This window comes from Clostridium senegalense JC122, from assembly GCF_000285575.1.
GTDB classification, from domain to species: domain Bacteria; phylum Bacillota; class Clostridia; order Clostridiales; family Clostridiaceae; genus Clostridium_J; species Clostridium_J senegalense.
On sequence record NZ_HE611050.1, the window covers coordinates 958,044 to 981,471 of the forward strand.

21 protein-coding genes are annotated in these 23,428 nt (G+C 26.7%); 1 reads left to right on the top strand and 20 read right to left on the bottom strand.

The genetic code is table 11. The annotated features are described in order from the left end of the window. Positions 1–2: 2 nt before the first annotated feature. The 6 genes from CSGHG_RS05110 to CSGHG_RS05135 form a co-directional block, all read right to left on the bottom strand. The gene (locus CSGHG_RS05110; RefSeq protein ID WP_010293215.1) at positions 3–440 is read right to left on the bottom strand and encodes a nucleotidyltransferase family protein; all 438 of its coding nucleotides are present in this window, start codon (positions 438–440) and stop codon (positions 3–5) included. Positions 441–620: 180 nt separating this feature from the next. Continuing rightward, a complete protein-coding gene (locus CSGHG_RS05115; protein WP_026022236.1) occupies positions 621–1,805 on the bottom strand; it encodes an ABC transporter permease subunit in 1,185 nt (394 codons plus the stop codon). 45 nt (positions 1,806–1,850) lie between these two features. Further along, the gene (locus CSGHG_RS05120; protein ID WP_010293218.1) at positions 1,851–3,044 is read right to left on the bottom strand and encodes an ABC transporter permease subunit; all 1,194 of its coding nucleotides are present in this window, start codon (positions 3,042–3,044) and stop codon (positions 1,851–1,853) included. A 1-nt stretch (position 3,045) separates the two neighbouring features. Then, a complete protein-coding gene (locus tag CSGHG_RS05125; protein WP_010293219.1) occupies positions 3,046–3,960 on the bottom strand; it encodes an ABC transporter ATP-binding protein in 915 nt (304 codons plus the stop codon). A gap of 573 nt (positions 3,961–4,533) precedes the next feature. After that, entirely contained in the window at positions 4,534–5,913 is a 1,380-nt protein-coding gene (locus CSGHG_RS05130; RefSeq protein ID WP_010293220.1) for an MATE family efflux transporter, read from the bottom strand. Between the two features lie 679 nt (positions 5,914–6,592). Further along, on the bottom strand, positions 6,593–7,480 hold the full coding sequence (locus tag CSGHG_RS05135) for a LysR family transcriptional regulator (RefSeq protein ID WP_010293221.1): 888 nt from the start codon (positions 7,478–7,480) through the stop codon (positions 6,593–6,595). A 125-nt stretch (positions 7,481–7,605) separates the two neighbouring features. Here CSGHG_RS05135 and CSGHG_RS05140 point away from each other — a divergent pair, with 125 nt between their 5' ends. Then, positions 7,606–8,796 (top strand): coenzyme F420-0:L-glutamate ligase, encoded by a 1,191-nt coding sequence (locus tag CSGHG_RS05140; protein WP_010293222.1) that lies wholly within the window; start codon positions 7,606–7,608, stop codon positions 8,794–8,796. A 98-nt stretch (positions 8,797–8,894) separates the two neighbouring features. Here CSGHG_RS05140 and CSGHG_RS05145 read toward each other — a convergent pair whose 3' ends face one another. The 14 genes from CSGHG_RS05145 to CSGHG_RS05220 form a co-directional block, all read right to left on the bottom strand. Beyond that, positions 8,895–11,582, bottom strand: coding sequence for a VWA domain-containing protein (locus CSGHG_RS05145; protein ID WP_010293223.1), 2,688 nt, complete (start codon positions 11,580–11,582; stop codon positions 8,895–8,897). 39 nt (positions 11,583–11,621) lie between these two features. Then, entirely contained in the window at positions 11,622–13,433 is a 1,812-nt protein-coding gene (locus CSGHG_RS05150) for a vWA domain-containing protein (protein WP_010293226.1), read from the bottom strand. Next, positions 13,430–14,299 (bottom strand): DUF58 domain-containing protein, encoded by an 870-nt coding sequence (locus CSGHG_RS05155; RefSeq protein WP_010293229.1) that lies wholly within the window; start codon positions 14,297–14,299, stop codon positions 13,430–13,432. Before CSGHG_RS05155 ends, CSGHG_RS05150 begins: the two co-directional genes overlap by 4 nt. Before the next feature lie 16 nt (positions 14,300–14,315). Further along, on the bottom strand, positions 14,316–15,314 hold the full coding sequence (locus CSGHG_RS05160) for an AAA family ATPase (RefSeq protein ID WP_010293231.1): 999 nt from the start codon (positions 15,312–15,314) through the stop codon (positions 14,316–14,318). A 37-nt stretch (positions 15,315–15,351) separates the two neighbouring features. Then, positions 15,352–15,474, bottom strand: a complete 123-nt coding sequence (locus tag CSGHG_RS24570) for a hypothetical protein (RefSeq protein ID WP_268869837.1) — start codon at positions 15,472–15,474, stop codon at positions 15,352–15,354. Between the two features lie 333 nt (positions 15,475–15,807). Continuing rightward, positions 15,808–16,878, bottom strand: coding sequence for a hypothetical protein (locus CSGHG_RS19940; RefSeq protein WP_010293232.1), 1,071 nt, complete (start codon positions 16,876–16,878; stop codon positions 15,808–15,810). Positions 16,879–17,165: 287 nt separating this feature from the next. Then, positions 17,166–17,777 (bottom strand): VanZ family protein, encoded by a 612-nt coding sequence (locus CSGHG_RS05185; protein WP_010293233.1) that lies wholly within the window; start codon positions 17,775–17,777, stop codon positions 17,166–17,168. Between the two features lie 108 nt (positions 17,778–17,885). Then, on the bottom strand, positions 17,886–18,773 hold the full coding sequence (locus CSGHG_RS05190; RefSeq protein WP_010293235.1) for an ABC transporter permease: 888 nt from the start codon (positions 18,771–18,773) through the stop codon (positions 17,886–17,888). Further along, the gene (locus tag CSGHG_RS05195) at positions 18,763–19,698 is read right to left on the bottom strand and encodes an ABC transporter ATP-binding protein (RefSeq protein WP_010293236.1); all 936 of its coding nucleotides are present in this window, start codon (positions 19,696–19,698) and stop codon (positions 18,763–18,765) included. The genes CSGHG_RS05190 and CSGHG_RS05195 overlap by 11 nt, the downstream gene beginning before the upstream one ends. Continuing rightward, positions 19,698–20,237 (bottom strand): hypothetical protein, encoded by a 540-nt coding sequence (locus CSGHG_RS05200; protein WP_010293238.1) that lies wholly within the window; start codon positions 20,235–20,237, stop codon positions 19,698–19,700. Before CSGHG_RS05200 ends, CSGHG_RS05195 begins: the two co-directional genes overlap by 1 nt. A gap of 29 nt (positions 20,238–20,266) precedes the next feature. Further along, positions 20,267–22,081: a hypothetical protein gene (locus CSGHG_RS05205; RefSeq protein ID WP_010293240.1), complete on the bottom strand. Its 1,815-nt coding sequence runs from the start codon at positions 22,079–22,081 to the stop codon at positions 20,267–20,269. A 140-nt stretch (positions 22,082–22,221) separates the two neighbouring features. Continuing rightward, positions 22,222–22,578, bottom strand: a complete 357-nt coding sequence (locus CSGHG_RS05210) for a GntR family transcriptional regulator (protein ID WP_010293242.1) — start codon at positions 22,576–22,578, stop codon at positions 22,222–22,224. A gap of 114 nt (positions 22,579–22,692) precedes the next feature. Continuing rightward, a complete protein-coding gene (rlmH, locus tag CSGHG_RS05215; protein WP_010293243.1) occupies positions 22,693–23,172 on the bottom strand; it encodes a 23S rRNA (pseudouridine(1915)-N(3))-methyltransferase RlmH in 480 nt (159 codons plus the stop codon). 16 nt (positions 23,173–23,188) lie between these two features. Then, positions 23,189–23,428: hypothetical protein (locus tag CSGHG_RS05220; protein WP_010293244.1), on the bottom strand; the 240-nt coding region annotated here is incomplete at its 5' end.

Sequence of the window (23,428 nt, forward strand, 5' to 3'; positions counted from 1 at the left end):
ATCTATTTTATATATTTCAAAACCATTTTTTGTTTTTGAGGTTGCTCTCCAGCTAAATAAAGTCGTATATTTTTATTTAGTGAATTATAATAATATCCGTCTATATCTCTTTCATTAAATACCTCTCTTAGTTTTTCATATATTTTCACTTCATCTTCTATAAATCTACACTCTACCCGTATACCAATTAAATCTTGTAAATTATGTAGTAAATCCTCTGCACATTTATATTTTTTATAATAATTATTTCTTATTATTTTTTCCTCTAAACTAGATTTAGATTTTATTCTCGTTACTAAGTTTATATCTCCATCATTCATAGATTCTAAATGTTTTTTTAAATAATCCTCTATTTCTTCAGAAACATCATTAATCTCTGGTTTAGTTTCTTCTAAAAGCTTTATAGTCTCATCTATGAAATTAAATATTTTAAGCTCCACAACATTTCCTCCATCTTTTTCATAAAAACTTTGTATAAGCATATTTTTATTTTAAATAACTTTTATGTCTTTTGTGTTACTTTTTATTTTCATTTCTAAGACAATATTTTTAACTATAATAAAAATTGAAGGTTACCTCAAAATTAACTATATTTTAAGATAACCTTCCATAATTTAATATTAAATTATATCTTTTTTTACAAAATTAAAATGAGAAATTAAGTAACACACTATAATCCATGCTGTTAATATAAATAAAGAAAATTTATATGTTATAAGTGGACATATTAATAATCCTGCCCAATTACCTTTTATAACTGATGTAATATCAAAGTACGATGTAAATATAAATGGTAACACTCTATTTAATATATTAGGTAATCCTTGTTCTGATAAAAATGTAATTTTATCAGTTATGCATAATATTATCAACATAGATATAAAGCTAACTCCTGTTGATACTGAACTATTTTTAATAAGTGTAGACATTAAAAAACAAAAGGAAACGGTAGCTGTAATTAAAAATGTTTGTAATATTAATGCCTTTATAGTAAATTCCCAAGTAGTAACTAAATAACTACTTCCAATTACTGCTGAAATTGATTGTCCTGTATTTTCTACAAGAGCCATATCCATTTTATACCTTGTTCCTACAGCTATAGGTGCTGATGGATCTCCAAAACCCAATATTAATCCTAAAAAAATAAATGCTATAAATTCTAAAATTAAGACTATAACATTAGACATAAATACCACTGTTAAAAACTTTGAAATTAATACTTTGCCTCTTGAAACTGGCTTTGTTAAAAGCATCTTTATGGTAGCAGGATCATTTTCTCCTGAAATAATATCTGATGCTAAAATTCCTATTATTACTATTATAAATAATCTATCTATAGTTTTTAAAAGACTTGGTAATGCAATAAATGCTGTACCATCACCATTATAATTATATTCTAAATCATTATCTAAATAGTATTGCTTTACAGAAATTTCATCATTTAACTTTTGAATTTCTGTGTCTAAACTAGGTGTAGTCCCCTCTCCTTTTCTTTTATTCAAAAAATCTATCTCTTTTTTCAGCCTATCTTTACATGGAATACTATTATCTAATAATTCTTCCTTAATAGCTAACTCATTTTTATCTTCTTCTACCCAAATACCATATCTCTCGGCCTGCATGATCTGATTATTTTCCAACGCATATTTTTTCTTTTCTTCATAATAATTAATTGACTCTTTAAGCCTTTCAGCTCGTTTTTTAGGCAGTTCATAACCAAGATTTTTATAAGCTCCAAATGTTGCAAGTGCAACTAAGCCAAAAGTCATTGATAAAACCACAATAAATCTTTTTTTGCTTATCATTTTTTTATTTCATTTCTAATTAAACTCCACACCCTATCACCTTCTTTATATTAATACATCCCTTTTATTAAATATCTTTGATGAAATAAAGTAACAAACAATACTCCAAATTAACATAATAACTATGCCTAAAGGAATACTAAATATTGTACTATTCAAACTCATTACTAAATTTCCTTTAATAATATCCGTACCACAACTATATGTTGTAAACAATATAGGATATAGTTTATTTAAAAATTTTAAAGGCAATATATAAGTTATTAATGATATGAGCATCAATATCCCTAAATTAATAGTTAAAGAAGTAATGTTATTTGTAAAAATAGTTGAAATGAACATAACAAAACTTACACATGTTATTATAAATATAAATTGCATAAATATATTTAGCAGTATTAATTTCCAAGCAGAAATAATATATGAACTTCCAATTACAGCAGAAATGTTATTTATATATAAATTATTATTAGAAGCCTTCACATATTTTGTCCCAACAATTATAGGATAAGATGGATTACCAAAATTAAAAATTAAACCTATAATAATAAATGTAATAAACTCCATAAGACATATAGTTAATGTAACAATACATATATTACTTAAAAATTTAGAACAAAATATTTTTCTGCGTGATACCGGCTTTGTTAAAAGTGCTTTAATCGTCGAAAATGTATATTCACCTGCTATAATATCACTGCAAAGAAAAGCAATTAAAATTGGTAGAATCATTTTATTTATAAAATCAAATATTCCTGTTATATCTTCAAACGCATATATTTTATACTCTTTATTTGGTTCAATATCATTATCTAAAAGATAATTGTAATATTGTAATTCAGCATTGCACTTCTCAATTTCAATAGAGTCTAAATTTTCTGACAATTCTCCTTTTTCATTTTCCAAGTTCTCAATTTTATTTTTTATAGTATTCTTCCAATTTTCATCTGGATTTGCTATATTATCTTTTAACATTTTAATCTCTTCATCTAATCTTTTCATTTGTATGTCTATATCTTTCTTTTTTTCTTTTGACAATGATTCACTTTTTGCTTCAGCCTTTAATTCAATAAGCACATTTTCTTTTTTCTTTAATTGTTCACTTGGGGTTTTTCCAAAACTGCTACTATACATATAGATAAGTTTAAAAACTATTAATAGTACTAAAGCTAATAAAAATATATATAGCTTTTTATTATGAATTAGCTTTATGATTTCATTCTTTATGCAATTTATCAAATTATTTCTCCCCCTCCATGATTTCCATAAACCTATTTTCTAGATTTTGATGTGCCTTGTTTATTTCTTCTATGGGAATATTTCTTTTAGCAAATGCCTCAATAAGCTTAGGGAATGTACCTTTTTCACAATAAAATAATAACTTTTCCCCTTCCTCCTCAACATGTTTTACAAAATAAAGATTGAAAAGTAACTCTTTACCTTTCTCTTTTTCAGGGGTGATTAAACATATTCTTTCATCAGTACTATTTTTCACAAGGTTTTCAGTAAGTTCAATAGACTTTATTGTTCCATTATTTATAAATGCAACTCTATCACAAAGCAATTCTATTTCAGAAAGTATGTGTGAAGATATAAATACAGCGGTATTATTTTCTTTAACTAACTTCTTTATAATATTTCTAAACTCTACTATCCCTGATGGATCCAATCCATTTGTAGGTTCATCTAAAATTAATAGTTTAGGATTTCCTAATAAAGCTTGCCCTAGCCCTAATCTTTGTTTCATTCCTAAAGAATACTTTTTAACCTTATCATCTATTCTTTCATTTAAACCTATAAAATCAATTACTTCCTGTATTCTATCCTCTGTAACATCACCGTACATCCTTGCGAACAACCTTAAATTTTGTCTTCCAGTTAAATCTAAATAAAGTTCAGGGTTTTCTACAATACATCCAACACTTCTAATAGCTTTTACAAAATCCTTTTGTATATCATATCCATTTATCTTTATAGTTCCTTTATTAGGTTTAATTAGTCCAACTAACATTCTTATAGTAGTAGTTTTTCCTGCTCCATTTGGACCTAAAAATCCAAAGACTTCTCCTTCTTTAACTTCAAAGCTAATTCCTTTTATTATTGGTCGTTTAGATAACTCCTTGTATATATTTTTTACCTCTAATATATTTGCCATAATCCCCATCTCCCCTAACAGTAGATTTTAAATTTAATTACAGAATAATTTAATTTTTCATATACTTAATTCTTATTTATGTTAATTACTTAGTATGACATTAGTTAAATTATAAGTATTATTTTTTTATGTAAAATGTAATGTTGAATTTTAAGCAATTCGGAGCATGTGTCACTATTTTAGATATTCAAATTTTAAAATGGATAATTTAAAAGGTCAGTTTAGAACCCTATATATTAAATGCTTTTAATATATTTAGTCCCAATTTACGTAAATGCACTATTATCTATTTATTTTTAATTATACCATAATTTTCCTAAGAGTTTTATTGGTATTACCAATTTGTATGTGGTTTATTTTCAATTTTAACATTGTTTCGAACTGTAAATTTTATGTAATCTTTTTATAGTTAAAATTATAATTTAAAGCTGCTCCTAACATTAAGTTAGAAGCAGCTTTCTTATATTTTAAACCTCAACATTAATATAAAATTTTAAATTTAATTCTAAAGTTATCCATTTATAAGCTGATAACAAGAATTTAATAAATAATTTTAAATATAAACTTATTACCCTATATAGAAGCTTCTTTCCCTATATCTTTAACCATATTATGAATCCATTTTCCTGATTTAAATCTTTTCATCATTATCACAACTTTAATAGCTTCCTCTACAAAAGTTAAAAGTACAACTAAATATACTGGTAAACAAATTATAAAAGCTCCTATATAAGCAAGTGGTATACCAATACACCATAGAGTTATGACCTGAACTAATGAACCGAAAGTGGAATCTCCACCACCTCTTAAAACACCTACTATCATTACAGCATTATACACTTTAACTATAAGTACTGCTGCATAAATATATAATATATATAAAGAATCTAACTTTACAGTTTCTGAAACATTAAATATAGATAATATCCACCTTGAAGATAATGCTAATACTAATGATAAAATTATAGAAACCATTATAGCTAATTTAGAAATTCTTTGTGCATATATTTTTCCTACTTCTTCTCTGTTTGCACCTATTTCATTTCCAACTATAACTACTGCTGCATTAGCTAGTCCGAATGTAACTATCATAAATAAATTCATTACTGTTGAACATATTTGTATAGAAGCTGCTGCCCCTGTACCTATCCTTCCGTATATAGCTACATATGTTACACTTCCAAGACCCCAACATGCTTCATTAAGAACTATTGGTATAGTAACTTTGTATAATCCATTTAACACATACTTTTCTATGTTGATGAACTCTTTTATTTTGGCATTTAAAATCTCATTTTTTGAATAAACAACTATAAGAATTATTAAGCATTCTACTATTCTTGCAGTAACTGTAGCTAATGCTGCTCCTTTTACTCCCATAACCGGTAAACCTAATTTACCAAATATCAAAATGTAGTTTAATATTCCATTAGTTAAAAGTCCTATAAAACTTGCTACCATTGGAAGAACAGTATTTCCTATACTTCTTAAAGCAGCAGCATAATTAAATGTTATAGCTGTAAATAAATAACTTATGATAACTATAACTAAATATTCACTGCCTGTCTTTATAACTCTAGGATCTGTATTAAATATCCCCATTATTTGTTTTGGAAATAATAATCCAATTATACTAAATAAAAATGCAGCTATTATTCCAGATATAAGTCCAATTCCTAATGTCCTTTTTATATTTTTTACATCCTTTTTTCCCCATAATTGAGCTATAAATACACCAGAGCCTGCGCTTATACCAAATACAATTAAACTAAAAAGAAAATAGTATTGATTTGCAATTCCTACTGAAGCTAATTCAATTTCTCCAACGACACCTATCATCATAGTATCAAGCATATTTAGTGATGATGCTATTAAATTTTGCAAAACTATAGGTAACGTTATAATAAAAAGTCTTTTATAAAACTCTTTATCTTCTTTAAAACTTTTTAACATATTTTTTTAATCCCTCCCCTTAATTAAAACTTTTAAATCGATTGTATATATGTATATAAAACTTAAAGCTATATCCCTATATTTAATTTTATAAACTTATATATCTATATTCCTTCTCATATCTATTTAATAACATAAAAAAAACATCTACTTTTGAGTTTTTTTACAAAAGTGGATGTTTCAAACACTTCTTATTATTTTAAATACATAAAACTATAGGGAAACAAGCTCCAATTTAAATTTATTCAACAACCTTAAAATATTTTTACACAAGATGGGTGTTGAATTCTAATTGAGTGGGAGCATGTCTCACTATTTTAGGTATCCAAGTTTTGGAATGGATAATTTTAAGAGTCAACTTGGAACCCTATATACCTAAAATTAATAACTTATTTACTATTAAATTTTCACCACTAGGTATGATATATTATTTTTTTGAATTTGTCAACAATTCACTTTTAAATAAATTTTCTTACAGTTCTTTTTTATTGGCAATAGCTTAGGTCTATTGAGTATTTATAGCTAATTTACTACATTTTGTGTAAAAATATAAATAAAACCTAAAGCAATCAAAGCTGGTCCCAAAAAAGTAATAATCACCACAACTATTACCTTTTAACTAAAATACTCTGTTAGTTATTTATAAAATATTAATTTGAGAAATGAATAAGTTTAAAATTTATTTTTCTTTACATAGTAGTTCCACAAATTTTTTTGATGCGGGGGATAATGACACGCTTTTTAAAAAACCAAAACCTATGTTACGTTTTGGTATTTGCTCAACAGTTTTAATTTCATATAAAATTTTATTTTCAAGATAGTTAGAAGAAAATTCTTTTACTACACAAGCAATTCCTAAATTAATTTTTGCAAACTCTAATAATAAATCATGTGATCCAAGTTCAATTTCAGCACCAATTTGAACGCCCTTAGAACTTATAAACTTTTCCACATATCTTCTAGAATTTGATTTAGGCTCAAGTAATATAAGTGGTAATTTAACAATATCTTCAAAATTTAATGGTGATGAAGTTAAATTTTTAAATTTTTCTCCACAAACAAAGATGTCATGTACTTCCATACATTCAATTATTTCTATTGATGAATCTTCTATAGGTAAATTACAAATAGCAATGTCTATATTCCCAGACTTTACCAATGAACATAATTCTAACGTAGTTCTGTTTATAATTTTTAATTTTACATTTGGATATCTGCTATGGAATTCTTCAAGATATGGTAGTAAAAAATATTTTGATGTAGTATCTCCAACACCTATTTTTAAGTCCCCTATCATAAGATTTTTTGAATCTAATAGTTTTTTTTCACCAGCATCAATCAAATTTATAGCTGATATTGCATGTTCATATAATATTTTACCTTCATTGGTAAGAATGACACCCTTAGGAGTCCTTGTAAAAAGTCTCGTATCTAACTCTCTTTCCAACTGCATTATAGATTGACTTACAGCTGGCTGAGTCATATACAATTCCTTAGCTGCTTTTGAAAAACTTTTATTTTTTCCTACCTGACAAAACACCTTATATAAATCTAATTTAGTTATCATATAAGCCTCCCTTATACCCACTATATGTACTATTTATTTTACTTATACCATGAAAATATTGTATATTACAAGTAGAAAGAATAAATTCAATTCAAAAATTTTTTTGAAATTAAGGAGAGGTTAAAGTGGAAAGAGTAGTTGGAACTGTTGTTAGAGGTCTTCGTTGCCCAATTATAAATCAAGGAGATTGTATAGAAGATATCGTTGTTGATAGCGTATTAAAAGCTTCAGAAATAGAAGGATTTAAAATAAATGATAAAGATGTTGTTACTGTAACTGAATCTGTAGTTGCTCGTGCACAAGGAAATTATGCAACAATAGATCAAATCGCAAAAGATGTAAATTCAAAATTTGGTGATGATACAGTTGGAGTAATTTTCCCTATATTAAGCCGTAATCGTTTTGCTATATGTCTTCGTGGTATAGCTAAAGGTGCTAAAAAAATTATTTTAATGTTAAGCTATCCATCTGACGAAGTAGGAAACCACCTTGTTGATATAGATATGCTTGATGAAAAAGGCATAAACCCTTGGAGTGACGTATTAACTGAAAAACAATTCCGTAATTGCTTTGGAGAGGTTAAACACACATTTACAGGAGTTGATTATGTTCAATACTATAAATCTTTAGTTGAAGAGTATGGCGTTGAATGTGAAGTTATTTTCTCAAATAATCCAAAAACTATCCTAAATTATACAAAAAGTGTTCTTACTTGTGATATACATACAAGATTTAGAACTAAAAAAATATTAAAAGCTAATGGCGGAGAAAAAATTTATAGCCTTGATAATATATTATCATCCTCTGTTGATGGTGGTGGATTTAATGAAAATTATGGTCTTTTAGGATCAAATAAATCTACTGAAAATACAGTTAAATTATTCCCACGTGACTGTCAACCTGTTGTAGATGCTATACAAGCTAAAATCAAAGAGAAAACTGGAAAAACTATTGAAGTTATGGTTTATGGTGATGGTGCTTTCAAAGATCCTGTAGGTAAAATTTGGGAACTAGCTGACCCTGTAGTATCTCCTGCATACACAGCTGGACTTGAAGGAACACCTAATGAAGTAAAATTAAAATATCTTGCTGATAATAATTTTGCTGATTTAAGAGGAGAAGAACTTAAAAAAGCTATATCTGAATATATTAAAAATAAAGAAGATAATCTTGTAGGTTCTATGGTATCTCAAGGAACTACACCTAGAAGACTTACAGACCTTATCGGATCACTTTCTGATTTAACTTCTGGAAGTGGAGATAAAGGAACTCCTATAGTTTATATACAAGGTTATTTTGACAATTATACAAAATAAAAAATAGGGATGCATTTTGCATTCCTATTTTTTTATATTTTTTATTAAGGATTTTGTATCTAATACTTTTTCCTCCTTATGTGGTTTTTTCTCACTTTTCATCTTATTTTTTTCATACTTTCTTGTGATTTTATAGAACTTACATCTGTTTCAGATTTTTTTATAATTGGTACAATATTACGTGATGTCTTTTTACTGTTTATTTTTATCTGAAACTTAGGCATATATTTTTCAATATAAGTATGCAAGTCCAATCTCCTATAAGCTATATCTAAAATAAAAATAAACAATGCCACTATTATAAAAAATTCATCCAATTCTCTTTTAGATTTCTTTGTTATATTTTTATTTTCCTTATAAACATCTTTAATATCTGTAATTATAGTTCCATTTACTTCTTCAACTAATTGATCTGTTATATCTAAATTCTTATCCAAAGAAAATTCTGGTGAATAAGAATTAGCATATCCTCCCTTAGCTGTAGAAACAACTTTTCCATTCTCTTCTTCTGTGACTTGTATCATATAGTTACCAGTTTCTTTTACATCAATTACGCCAGTATATTCTTTAGATGATTTAGGTGTTAGTAAAATTTCTTTTTTCTCATTTGATGGAGTTATAATAGTTGCCTTAACTTTAGATTTTTCTACATTCGATTCATTTTCCTTTTTAAAGGAAACATTTAAACTTGTACCAACTTTATTTACTTCTATAAAATTTCCACCTTCTGAGAAATTATCCGTTACAAATCCTAATATATTACTCCAAAGATTTTGAAAGTTTTGCCACCCTACATAATTTTTAGACCATTGACCTGTTACATCAGAATTCCACGCAACAGTTTTACCAAGTCCATATTGCCAAGTTGTAAGTATTGGATCATCTTCATCTGATTTTAAACAAACATTTGAAGTTGATTTTGCTGACGATCCAATATATCCATATAAACTTGGTAGTCCACCTTCTGAAACTCCACTTAATACAGAGCCATTAGAATTTATTACCGGAGTGAACTCTCTATTATTCAAGTAATATTTTTGAGCTAGAAAAGTTTCTTTTGCAAAAATTTCTGGTATATCCGTTCCTTGACTTACCTCATAATATCTTCCATTACAACCTTTAGCTATTTCTTGAAGAAGGCCCCTATCTGCACCACCTCCAACTGCTACTGTTGAAATAGTTATGTTATCTTTTTTACACTTTTCTATTAATTCATTATAACCTGTTTTCTCTGCTTCACCATCAGTTAATAATATAATATGTCTAACCTTTGCATCACTGCTTTTTATATTCTCATATCCCTTAGTTAAGCCTGGAATAATACTTGTTCCTCCACCTAGTGTAATAGATGATATATCACTAATTATCGTTTCTTCATCAGTTATTACTTGCTTTTCTACAACTTCTGAATAGGCATCATCAAAGGTTATTACATTTATTTCATCTTTGTTATTTCTTAAAGATTTTAAGCTTCTCATAGCCCCTTCTTTTGCTAAATCCAAGTTGCTTACACCACCAACAGTATCTGACATACTTCCTGACCTATCTATTACTAATGATAAACTCATTTTAGGAATTTCTTTTTTTCCTTTCAATTCCATATTAACTGGAAGAACTTTTTCTAATGGTGTCTCCATATAGCCGCCAAGCGCATATGAATTATCTCCACCAAGTGCTATATATCCACCACCAAAATCTTTAACATAACTTTCAATAGAATCTACAAAGCCTTTAGACATATTGTCTACTGAAACATTGCAAGTTACTACAGCTTTAAATTCTGTCAGCTTATCTATAGTCTCTGGTGCTACTGATGCATCCATTTTTTTGTAGGGTATTTGAAGAGAGTTCAAAATATTTATAAACTCATCACTTTCACCACTTCTGTCTTCTAGTACCAATATATTAGGCTTTCCAATAACTTCTGTATAGGCACTAGCTTCATTATTTCTAACTTCACCATCACCATCACATTCTATACTTGCTCTATAATTTTTGAATCCAGAACTTTCTGCCTTATCCTTAAAAACAAAATTATTATCTCCCTTGTTTACATTAACTTCTTGCTTTCCTACCACAGTATTTCCGCTATATAAAGTTATTGTTCCTTTTGTATTAACATTACTTTTTATTTTTAAATCTACGTCAAAATTTTGCCCTATGCTTACTTTTTCTGAAACGGTAATTTTATCTATACTTGTGTCATTTACCTCTTTTTTGTTTGCTTTATAAACTTTTAAATCTATCCCCTTTTCTTTTAAAGTAGGAATTAAATTTAATGCTTTTCCATCATTTTCTGACCCATCTGAAAGTAGAACAATTCTCTTTTTTGTATTATTGGGAAATAATGATATAGCGTAATTAATAGCACTTTCTATATTTGTATACTCTTTGTTTAATTCTGAAGAAACCTTTGAAAACTTACCGTCCCTTGAAATGAAAGTTTCTACTTTAGGCTTTTCACCAAAAGATACTACCCCTATTTTATCCTTTGATGGTTTAATATCAATTGCTTTTGTTACAAACTCATTAAATTCCTTTTCATTACCATATACTGATTGAGAACTATCTATTAAAAATATAGTTGATGTATTTTTAGAAGTTAAATATAAACTAGTTCCTGTAAGTGCTAAAACAATACATACAATAGCTATACTTCTTGCCGCTATTATAATTATTTTCCTGTTTTTATCAATATACTCAAGGGTTTTATATCCATAATAAATAACGAAAGGAACAATAAGCAACAGTATTAAATATATTTTATTTTCAAAACCAAAATTCATTCTTTCACACCCTTCTCTGTAGTTACTAAAATTAAGCTTCTAATTTTTATTATTAGAATTTATTTTGATGTACCCTATCCACTCTAAGATAATAAAAATTAATGAAGCAATTAATAATGGTGTCATCAAACTAATACCACTTATTGAATTTTTCTTATCTATAATATTAATATCTTTTTTATCTTTATTTTCTTTTAATATACTTTCTTCACGTGGAAAATTTACAGAAAATAAACTTTCTATTTCTTTATCCTTAGATTTTTGAATAACCTTGTATATACCTGGATTTACAGTTTTATTATAGATTACTTCTGCACTCTCATTTGAAAAATTTTCTTCCTTATTGTTGCTATCTATAATTTTAATATTATCTACATTGTTTAGTATTGAAATTTTAACAGATTCACCACAAGTTATATCCCTATTTTCTAACATATTATTTCCTGATAAATAATTTATTATATTGTTCATTAATATAGGGAAATTATGTGTTAATGGCATATCACTATCATGGATATTAAACCCCATCATAACAACCTTGCGATTATTTAAAGTTCCTAAAACTCCTGCCACTTTATTATTTATTTCTATAAAACTTTGAAGATTTCCACTTAATTTTATAGGTGAAAAAGTTGCTAACTGAAAGCTTTCTCCTTCTATATAATCTGTAATAGAAGATTTATTAAATGTAGCACTTCCCCCTTCGATTTGAGGTTCTAAACCTATAAAATTATTTTCATCTTTTAAATTAGTTATTAATATATTTCCATCAGTAGGTAAACTCTCTGGTAACATACCATCATAAATATATATATCATATCCAGATTTTATTTCTTCTGGATTATTAGTTTTGAAAAGTTCAATATCATTTCTTATTGACATAGCTTTTTCGAAAAATATATTTTTCTCACTTATCATCAAAACTTTCTTTTTATTAGTTTGATTTACTATGTTATAAAAATAATTATCTTCTTTTAAACCGTCGTCTATATCTATTTCTGCTCTTAGTACTGATACACCCTTAGAAATTTTATCAAATTGAACATTATAATTTTCTGTACCTTTTATATTTACCTCTTTAATCTGAAGTAATTTATCATCTCCATATAATGCAATTTCTACATTTTTATTATCTTTTGATGTATTAGTAATTGTTGCAATAGCATCTACTCCTTCATCATCTGATGTTGTTGATAAATTTTGTAGTATTAAATTATCTAAAACCCCATTTAAACTAATTACATCCCCTTTTACTCCTTCAATTTCAATAACATCATCAGTAAAATAATAATAAGCTAAATTTTTTTCATTATTTGCTATAGATTTAATTAAGGAAATAACCTCCTCATTAGACGAAGTTGAGTTACTTTTTTCTATTGCCTTTATTAAATTTTTTACTTTTTTCTTATCCTTTGATGAAGATAATAATATTTCACTGTTTGGTGATGTAGTTATAAGGGTAACTTCTGCTTTATTTGGAAGAGAATCTACTAATTTTTCTGCTTCTAGCTTACTTTCTTCAAGTTTCGTAGAGTTCTTTGTTTTATAATTCATACTTCCACTATTATCAATAACTATAATATTTTTGCTGTATCCACTTAATTTGCTATATATAAAAGGATTCACAAGGGAAAGTATTAATGCCAATATTGTTAAAAGTTGAAGAAAAAATAATATATTCGTCCTTAATTTTTCCCAAGGTGTACTTGCCTGTAAATTATCTATAGCTTCATGCCAAAGCATATTGCTTGGAATAATGATCTCTTCATTTTTTCGTTTTAAAATATACATAGCTATAAAAGGAATTAGAAGGGTTAAAAACCATAAATTTATTGGGGACAATAACCTCATAGAACACCCTCCTTTGCAAGTTTTTCAAATATTACTTCTTCTAAAGAGCTATCACTAGATATCTGGATAAATGTACCACCATATTTCTTACTTACATCCATCAAGTTTTTTGTAAAGCTTTTTAGTGCTTTTTTATAGTTTTCTATAATTTTTGATGTAACTGTAACTTTAATTTTTTCATTACTTTCACTATCAACTAAGGTAACTTCTCCATTTACCTTAGGCTTTAATTCGTCTTCACTTAAAACATTTATAAGTAGTATTTCTTCATGATTATATTTTAAAAATCTAACACTTTCTTCTATACTTTCTTTATTCAGAAAATCTGAAATTATAATTGTAAGCCCTCTTTTATTAAATTTAAATTTTTTCAAACTTTCTTTTATATTTATAGAACCTTTAAACTCATATTTCTCCATAAAACCTGTCATTCTTTGAAAAGATGATATTGTTGAAAATCTTTCACTTTTCAAACCATCGTCCGTCATTAGATTTATATTTACTTTATCCTGATTGTTTAAAGCCAAGTATGCTAAAGCTGATGAAATTTGCAAAGTTAATTTTTTCTTTTTTATATCACCAGAAGCCATTGAATTACTACAATCTATAAATATATTTATCATTGCTTCTTTTTCCTCAACAAACAACTTTACAAATAGCTTTTCAAATCTTCCATAGGCATTCCAATCAACTCGTCTTATATCATCTCCGACGTTATACTCTCTAAAATCTGAAAACTCAACAGATGTGCCTTTTGCTTTTGAACGTCTAACCCCTGAATCACCACTATTGGCTAAAGAAGCAATCTTAATAGACATATTTTCAAGTTTACTAAAAAACTCCTTATCAAATACTTTATCTACCATAAATAACTCCTTATCATTACACTGTTTCTAACTGACTTTTAAGTATTTTTTCTAATATATCTTCACTTTTTATTCCATCTGCCATAGCATCAAAATTCAAGAAAAATCTATGTCTTAATGCTGGATATGCAACATACTCTATATCCTCAAAAGCTACATTAAAACGTCCTTCCATTATAGCTCTTATTTTAGATGTAGTAATAATAGCCTGTGCTGCCCTTGGACTTGCACCAAATCTTATATATTTTTTCGTTATCTCTGGTGCATTTTCACATTCTGGATGAGTTGCTAAAACAACTTTTAAAGCATACTCTTCTACAGAAGCTGACATTGGAACTTCTCTTAAAATCCTTCTTATCTTTAAGATTTCCTCACCTGTGATAACATTTGTAAGATTTATTTTATTATTTTTTACAGTTACATTCATAATTTCTTTTAATTCTTCAAGATTAGGAAATGGTACCATCAATTTAAATAGAAATCTATCTAACTGAGCTTCTGGAAGTGGATATGTACCATCCATTTCAATTGGATTTTGTGTTGCAAGAACCATAAAAGGTTCTTGTAAGGTATATGTGTTAGTTCCAACAGTAACAGTGTGTTCCTGCATAGCTTCTAATAATGCAGATTGTGTTTTTGGTGTTGCTCTATTTATTTCATCTGCTAAAACTAAACTTGAAAATATAGGACCTTTTTGAAAAGAAAATGAACTATTTCCTTCTTTATCTTTCATAATAATATTCGTTCCAACTACATCTGCTGGCATTAAGTCAGGTGTAAACTGAATTCTTGAAAAAGGTAAATCCATAACCTTAGATAATGTTTTTACTAACTGAGTTTTTCCAAGCCCTGGAGACCCTTCTAAAAGAACATTTCCTCCTGCTAAAATTGCTATAATAACCTGTCTTATAACATCCTTTTGACCTATTATAGCCTTTGAAATTTCTCCTTCTATAACATTTATTTTATCTATAATATCTTTAACTTTTTCCATATCATATAAATTATTATCCATCTTAATCATCTCCATCTATTATTTATACAAAATAAATTTATTCTTCTATTTTAGAAAAATACTCTTTTATTATATTTTTCATTGATTCTGGTATTTTATTATTTTCTATACTTTCCATTGCAGCATCTTTGTAACTTCCTAATGCTTTGTTATAATCCACATAATTTCCAGCAGAGGTGTTAGCTTTATTGGAATTTTGAGTTGTACTTTCACCATTTTCACTAACTTTTCCTTGTAGATTTTCATTTTTTCCTTTTCCATCTACTCTTTCACCAACAAAAACCTTATCCCAGTCAGTCTTCTCATCATTACTTTTTTTATTATTTCCTATGCCTCCATTAGAAGGTAGTTGACTTCCTTTAGTTGTATCTTTTACTGTTGTTCCGCTTCCAGCACCACTACCATTACCATTTCCGCTACCATTGCCATTTCCGCTACCATTTCCACTTGATGACGATTTACTTGCAGTTCCACTGCTACCTGATCCAGCAGTTCATGTACCACCACTACTATTGCATCCTTTAGCTACCTTGCCTTTTACAGATTCTATAGCATCGTCATTCATTTCTTCACTTAATTCACTGTTTAAGTCATTTAATGAAGATTCTAAATTCTCATCATTTCCCTCCATATTATTCATAACATTTTTTAATGCTTTACTTAGCTCTTCATTGTCAGTATTTTCCATAGCTTCTTTTAACGACTCTGCTAATTTATTTTTTTCATCGTCTTTCATATTTTTAATTTTATTTTTCAAGTTTTTAAGTTCTTCTTCTGTTTTCTTTTTATCCTTATTTTTTAAAGCTTCTGCTAACTTTTCTGTGTTCTTATTTTTTTCTAAATTTTTAGCAATATTGTTTAAATTTTTGTTTTTTACATTATCTAATTTCACGCTAGTTTTTTCTAGAGCCTTTGCTATTTCTTTTTCGCTTTTACTTTTTTTAATTTCCTTTTTAAGCTCTTTTAATTGATTTTCAATTTGAAGTTTTTTTATCTCACTTACTTCTTTATCGCTTTTTAATTCTTTTTCTATTTTTTCTACTTTTTTAACTTCATTTTTTTGCTCTGTATTTAATGCTTTTAATTTAGATGCCTCTTCCTTTAAAGGATTTGGTATAAATATTGCTAAAAAAAAGGCCAAAAAAGTAATGCTGAAGATTTTGATATACTTTTTATTGGGCTTTATTTTTAGTTTCTTTATATCAAAATTTTTAAGTTGTAATTTTACATCTTCAAATAATAATTCATAATATGGACTATTATTATCTTCCATTTCTAAAAGAGTAGTAACTCTATTTTTTAAATTAATATAATCTACAACTTTTCCTGTTTCTTTATATGTAGGAAACTTAACCACACTATATATAATTGAAACTAATGATGTACATCCTATTAATATTAATGATTTTTTTATGTAATCATAAGTTGGAATAAAAAATGATATTCCTTTTAAAGCAATAACCATAAGGAATCCAACTATAAGCCCTATTAATAGGTTGTTTATTAGTTTTTTAATAAAAATTCGTATCTTACATTTAAATAGAGTATTTTTTATTTCTTTCACAACATCACCCTTTCTAATTTGATTAATTATAGAATTCTAAACATATTAGTAAAGCTACGACACTTTACTCCATGAAATTTCTTTCTTTTAATTTTTCATCATTACTTTTAACACTATAATTTTAGAGTTTTTAGGTTTAACTTTAAACCTATGAGGTTTTAAGATAAATCTCATAATTTATCTTAGAATCTCATAGGTTATAATCTGTTGAACCTTAATTTAACATAAATAATAATGAAAAACTTTGTTGGCGTGTATTCAGCTTATAAAATATTATAATTATACTTTTAATATAAGAATGAGCTTACAATTGCAATCACAATATACAGATAAGGTTCCAACTTAATAATTATGGCGTCATTAGAAACCGTTTGAATCACAGTTTTATTATTAAGTCCATGGAAAACCTTACTCATAATATTAAAAACAACCCACCCACAAATAGTTCCTATCGTATTCATTATTAAATCATTAATATCAGTTATACGATATAAAACAAACATTTGACTAATCTCAATAATAAGTGAAAATAATATTCCTTGATATAATGTTGGCAATAATTTTCTATACTTTCTCCATAAGGTTGGCAATAAAAATCCAAAAGGCATAAAAAATATTATATTAAGTATAGATGAAATCTCAAGTCCATCTTTAAAGGGTACTAAATTTATTTCAGGATTAAATATAGTCTTATTAAACCTTAAAATTCTTTGCCATTCACTTAAAGAAGGAAATCCTACTTCTATTAACGCAATTATAAGATATACTATAAACATGTATCCAAAAAAGTAATGTTGCCATCTTATTTTATTTTCAAAGTTCTTATTGCTTTTGTTTAAAAAAATATTCAAAATTGTTATCATGAATATTGATATTATGAACCCTAATAACTCCCTCATACCTTCTCCTTTTTACTAGTATTAACTATACAATTGAAATTTTTTCTTTTAAAATACTACTTTTAAAAATTAATTTTTATTGTCCAACATATCATACAGGTTATATTTTTAATTCTTTTTATTTTTTAAATTAAATAAATGCTGTTTCTTTCTTGTTGGATCTATTTTTCTTGCTGCTAATAGTATTATTAGTATTGTTGCTATTATCATAAAAATTATTGTTATCATATATGATGTTATTCCAAGAAAATTAATTTCTAGAGTTTTTCCAAAAATTTCTGTAAGGGATATTCCAAGTTGTGAAAATATTAATGTCATAAATCCTACTGCTGGACTTATAAGCAAGTACCAATAAAATTGCTTAGCAGGATCAAATTGTATTCCATTATTATATTTATAAACTTGTAACATAGCGCACATTATTACTGGTCCTACATATATTAAAAATATTGTTATATATGAAAATACCGTTGCTACTATAGTTTTCTTAAAACGTGTAGAATAATAAATTCCAATTGCTCCAACAAAAGTAGCTGCTACTATGTTGATTATTAATATGCCAAATATCCCCAAAGTATTTATTCCTATATAAGATAACAAAAATACAAATATAGGTGTTGATGAAATTATAAGTAAAATTATTTTACTTAGTGATGCTCCAAGTTTTCCTGTAATTATCGATAAAAAACTCATGTTGGTTGTAAGAAGTATATCCAATGTTTGCTTTTCTCTTTCAGAAGATATAGCACCTGATGCAATAGTTGGTGATATTATTGATATTAATGCAAATTGTACTATCATTAAAAATATAAAAGTACCAATGGCGTCATTTTTTGTTATCATCCCTCTATAACTTGATTGAATATATAATCCTCCACACAATGTTAACATTAATACAGCTAAGTAACCTATTACAAGCAAACTTCCTCTAACATTACGCATAGATGTTCTTAATTCTTTTTTTAATACTGGATTCAATTTTACATTATTTCTCATTATCATCACCTCCAATTACCTTCATAAATACTTCTTCTAAATTTCCGTCTATAGTATTAAAACTAACCACTTTTATATTTTCCTTTATTAATCCTTCTAGAACATTACACATAACCTCTTCACTACCTGAAAAAGATGCTGTTGCTACATTGCTTCCTATTTTTTTTATTTCTCCAATTTCTACATACTCTTTTAGTAGCTTTATTGCACTTTCTATATCTTTTAAAACCTTTAATCTTATGAATTTCGTTTTATATGCTCTATCCATAACTTCTTCAACAGTACCACTTGTAACAGCTTTTCCATTTTGTATTATTACTAAATTAGTACAAAGCTCTGCAAGCTCTGGAAGTATATGAGAACTTATTATTATTGTCTTTCCCATCTCTTTTAAAGTTCTAAGAATATTTTTCATCTCTATTCTTGCTTTAGGATCCATACCAGATGCTGGCTCATCTAAGATTAATAAACTAGGGTTATGAACAAGACATCTAGCAAGGCATAACCTTTGTTTCATTCCTCTAGATAAATCATCTACATATGCATCTTTTTTATGAGATAAATTAACTAGTTCTAATAAATCATTAATTAGCTCATCTTTTTCTTTTCCTTCTATTCCATATATTGATGCATAAAACTCTAAGTATTCATCCACTTTCAAATCATCATAGACACCAAAGAAATCTGGCATATATCCAATCTTTCTTTTTACTTCTCTTCTATTTTTTATAGCATCAACACCATCTATAAAAACTTCTCCATTCTCACAATCTAAAAGTCCACTGACAATTTTCATAGTAGTTGTTTTACCTGCTCCATTTGGACCAACAAATCCAAATATTTCACCTTTTTTCACATGTAAATTCAAATTATCTACTGCTTTAAAAGAACCATAACTTTTAACTAAATTCTTTATTACTAACATTATTTTGTCACCCCTTTACCACTTATTTGAGGTATTGTAGCACTTCCTTGTTCTGCTGTTTTTATTATAATTTTAATTTGTCCATTTTCATTTAAGTAATTGTTTATCTCATCTTTATTTATAGATTCCTTTGCATTGCCTTTTCCAATATCATAATATGTCTTAGTTTGTTTATTATAAATTTTATACTCAGCATTCATACCTTCAAAATTAATATCTAAGTTATTATAGATAAAACTATTTCCTAACTCATATAAAACTTCTACTTCTGAATTATCATAAATACTATTTGAATATGAATCATAATTAAAATTTCCCTCAAGTGGATTAACTGAATAACTTATAAATTCTTTTGGAATATTAATTTCAGCATTAGATTCAATGTTTATTTTTGTATTTAAATTAGTAACCAACATATTTTTTCCATATTGCTTTGATTCTTTGTTATTTATTTTTATAGGTTCTAAATTAAAATTATTTATAAGCCCACCTAAAATATAATTTTCTTTATTTTTTTCATAATAGTTTTGTAAAACCATTCTGTATATTTCAGCCTTTTGACTTTCACTTATTTGTTCTTTTTTGATAATTTATTAAATGAACTTTGATTTATCTTAAAAAAGTTATCTATAACTTCCCATGGTCCATTTTTTAAGTTTCCAACTATAGATGATGTTATTAAACTAAATTCTTTTTCACTTTTTGGTTCTATAGTATCTAGCTTTATAACACCGCCATCCTTAACCACTACAAATGCATCTTCTATTTTATAATCTGTATTATTTTTTATTTTTCCCATTATATCTTTGTCTTTTAAAAATAATTCTAAGGACATATCTCCGGAGCTTGTCCTTATAGCATTTCCTTTTATTTTATTACTATCAATTACATTTACATCATTCAATGTAAAACTATTATCATCTAAATTTATAGTTGATTTTATTTTATTGGGTACTGCCTTTCCTTGGTCATAATTACTACTTTGATCCATAGAAATTCTTTGCAAATCATAGTTTGATTCTATTTTGTTATTACCTTTACTTAAATTATTAAATTGTATATAACTTTCTAATGTCTCACTATCTTTTGTAAGATTTATTATATTTAATGATGTTACATATTTATCATTAACCCCACATACTTTTATATATCCTATTATTACTATAGAAAATACAACAGCTAACGCTGGTACCGCATACCACATTTTTTCTTTTTTATCTTTTCTCTTTAAGATAAAATAAGCTGATGGAAAAATAAATATTATATATATTGTGAATATTGAAAATAACATTTTTACACTTATTTTATTTGTTTCTGAAAAAGTAGATAGTATGTTTTCAACATTCCAAAATAAATTATTATCATTTTCATTTAAAATATTATCTGTACCATATACTTTAATATTCTCTGTTATAAAATCACTAATTTTATTAGAATTTACAACTGCTGAATTTGTTAAGTCAAAAGTTGTTACAAGTATTGTTCCTCCTTGTTTTTTACTTTTTAGAAGAATACCCTTACCACTCTCTTCTAATACAGTTTCACTATTATCCACATTTAAATTAGCAATATTTAATTCTGTTCCATTTTCATCAAGTTTTGTACTTTTTATAACAGATGTTCCATTTACACTTCCCTTAATAAAATCATCTTTAAATATGCTAAGAGTTTTTTTATAATTCTCTCCTGTGCCTATTATTAGATTTCCGCCTTTTTCCACCCACTTTTTTAAAGCATCATACTGATTCTCTGATAGCTTAGATGTATCAAAGTTACTTATTATTATTGTATTAAACGATGTTAATCCATTATATATTTGTGGAAAATCTTTTTCTGTAAAATTAACCACAACACTTTGAGCACTGTCACTAATAGCAATATTCTTAGTGTATGCCATATTAACATTATCCTCTGATAAAACACCTATATAAGGAGTTCCTGAAAAACTTCCTCCAAGTGCTTTAAAACTTTTTTCAGCAACAACTTTATTATCTTTATAAACTTTAACTAAATTATCAACGTAATTATCAAGTTTTATATCCATAGTTATAATCTTTTCGCTTCCTGATTCCATACTTATTGATTTTGTGTATGCATCATAGCCACCATAACTATTACTGCTCATAAAACCTATTGTCTTAGTTGGAATTAAAATTTTAATATCACCATTAAAATCTTTCCCATTGTTTTTTACTTTAATAGTAACTGGGCATTCATAACCTATCTTAAATGTTTTATCGTATCCATAGTCAATACTTTCTATAATCACATCATTATTAGCTTTTTTCTCATCTGCTGCAAAGATGTTCATTGGAACAAAAATACTTACCATAAAAATCAATGTAGTCAGAAAAACACTTAACTTTTTTTCAAAATACTTCATCTTTTTCCCCCTTAATTTTAAAATTAATTGACAATCTAAAATGGACAATGGACACTTATAAAAAACTTCTATTAAAACACAAAGTTCTTTTTCAAATTGAATTTTTATTTCATTCTAAAATATCCACTATCCATTAATATTTAATATCTTTCTTCAATTATTTTTATAACTTCTTCTTTAGAAACATTTATTGCCTTCATACTTTCTATAAAGTCAACTAAAGCATCATCTATTAATTCCCTCTTCATACCATTTATAATTTTCTCATCTGCAGTTATACTACTTGGAAAATTTCTCACTGTGTTTATAACTCTCATACTCTCCATCTCCTTATATGCCCTTTGTACTGTATTAGGATTTACCTTTAACATTTCTGCAAGTTCTCTTCTAGATGGAATTGTATCCCCAGGCATTAGATCTCCTTTAACTATAGATTGTTTTACGTGTCTGATAATTTGGAGATATATAGGTTCTTTATCATTAACCACAAAATTCATTCAACCATCTCCTTACTTGGTGCTCAAACTGATTTATTATATGATTTTCTGTATTATCATTAAGTAAGGCTTCCACTTAATTCTATACAAACTTATACTTCTTAGCTATATTAATTATTTATGATACGGTTCATTATTATTTATTCTATATGCTCTATAAATTTGTTCTAAAAGCATTACCCTAAAAAGTTGATGTGGAAATGTCATCTTAGAAAAACATAATTTATAATCAGCCCTTTTTATTACACTTTCACTAATTCCCAAAGAACCACCAATAACAAAAACTATATTACTATTTCCTCTTACCCCTAAATCTTTTATATATGAGGCTAATTTTTCTGAAGAAATCATCTCTCCTTTTAAATCTAATGCTATAACATAACTATTATCTTTTATATGCTTTAAAATATTTTGTCCTTCTTTTTCTTTTATGGCCAATTCTTCTTTTTTTGAAGCGTTATCTGGAGTTTTTTCATCTGGTAGCTCTATAATATCTAATTTGCAATATCTACTCAGTCTTTTACTATATTCATCTATAGCAAGCTTTAAATATTTCTCCTTTAACTTACCTACTGAAACTACTGTTATATTCATTTCTTCTCCTTTGTTACTACTTATTTTTAATTAAATGATAATCTTCTCTCCATTGTGAATCTAATATATTACTATTTATTTTCCCTAAAAAAACGTCTTTATTAGTTGACATATCTATAACTTTTACGTATTTTTCTCGAGAAAAATCTCCACTTTCTAAATCTATATTATTGTATAAAATTATCATATTATTATTATCTATCATAAAATCAGATATATTTTTTAAATCATCATTATTGTTCACTTTAATTTCTTT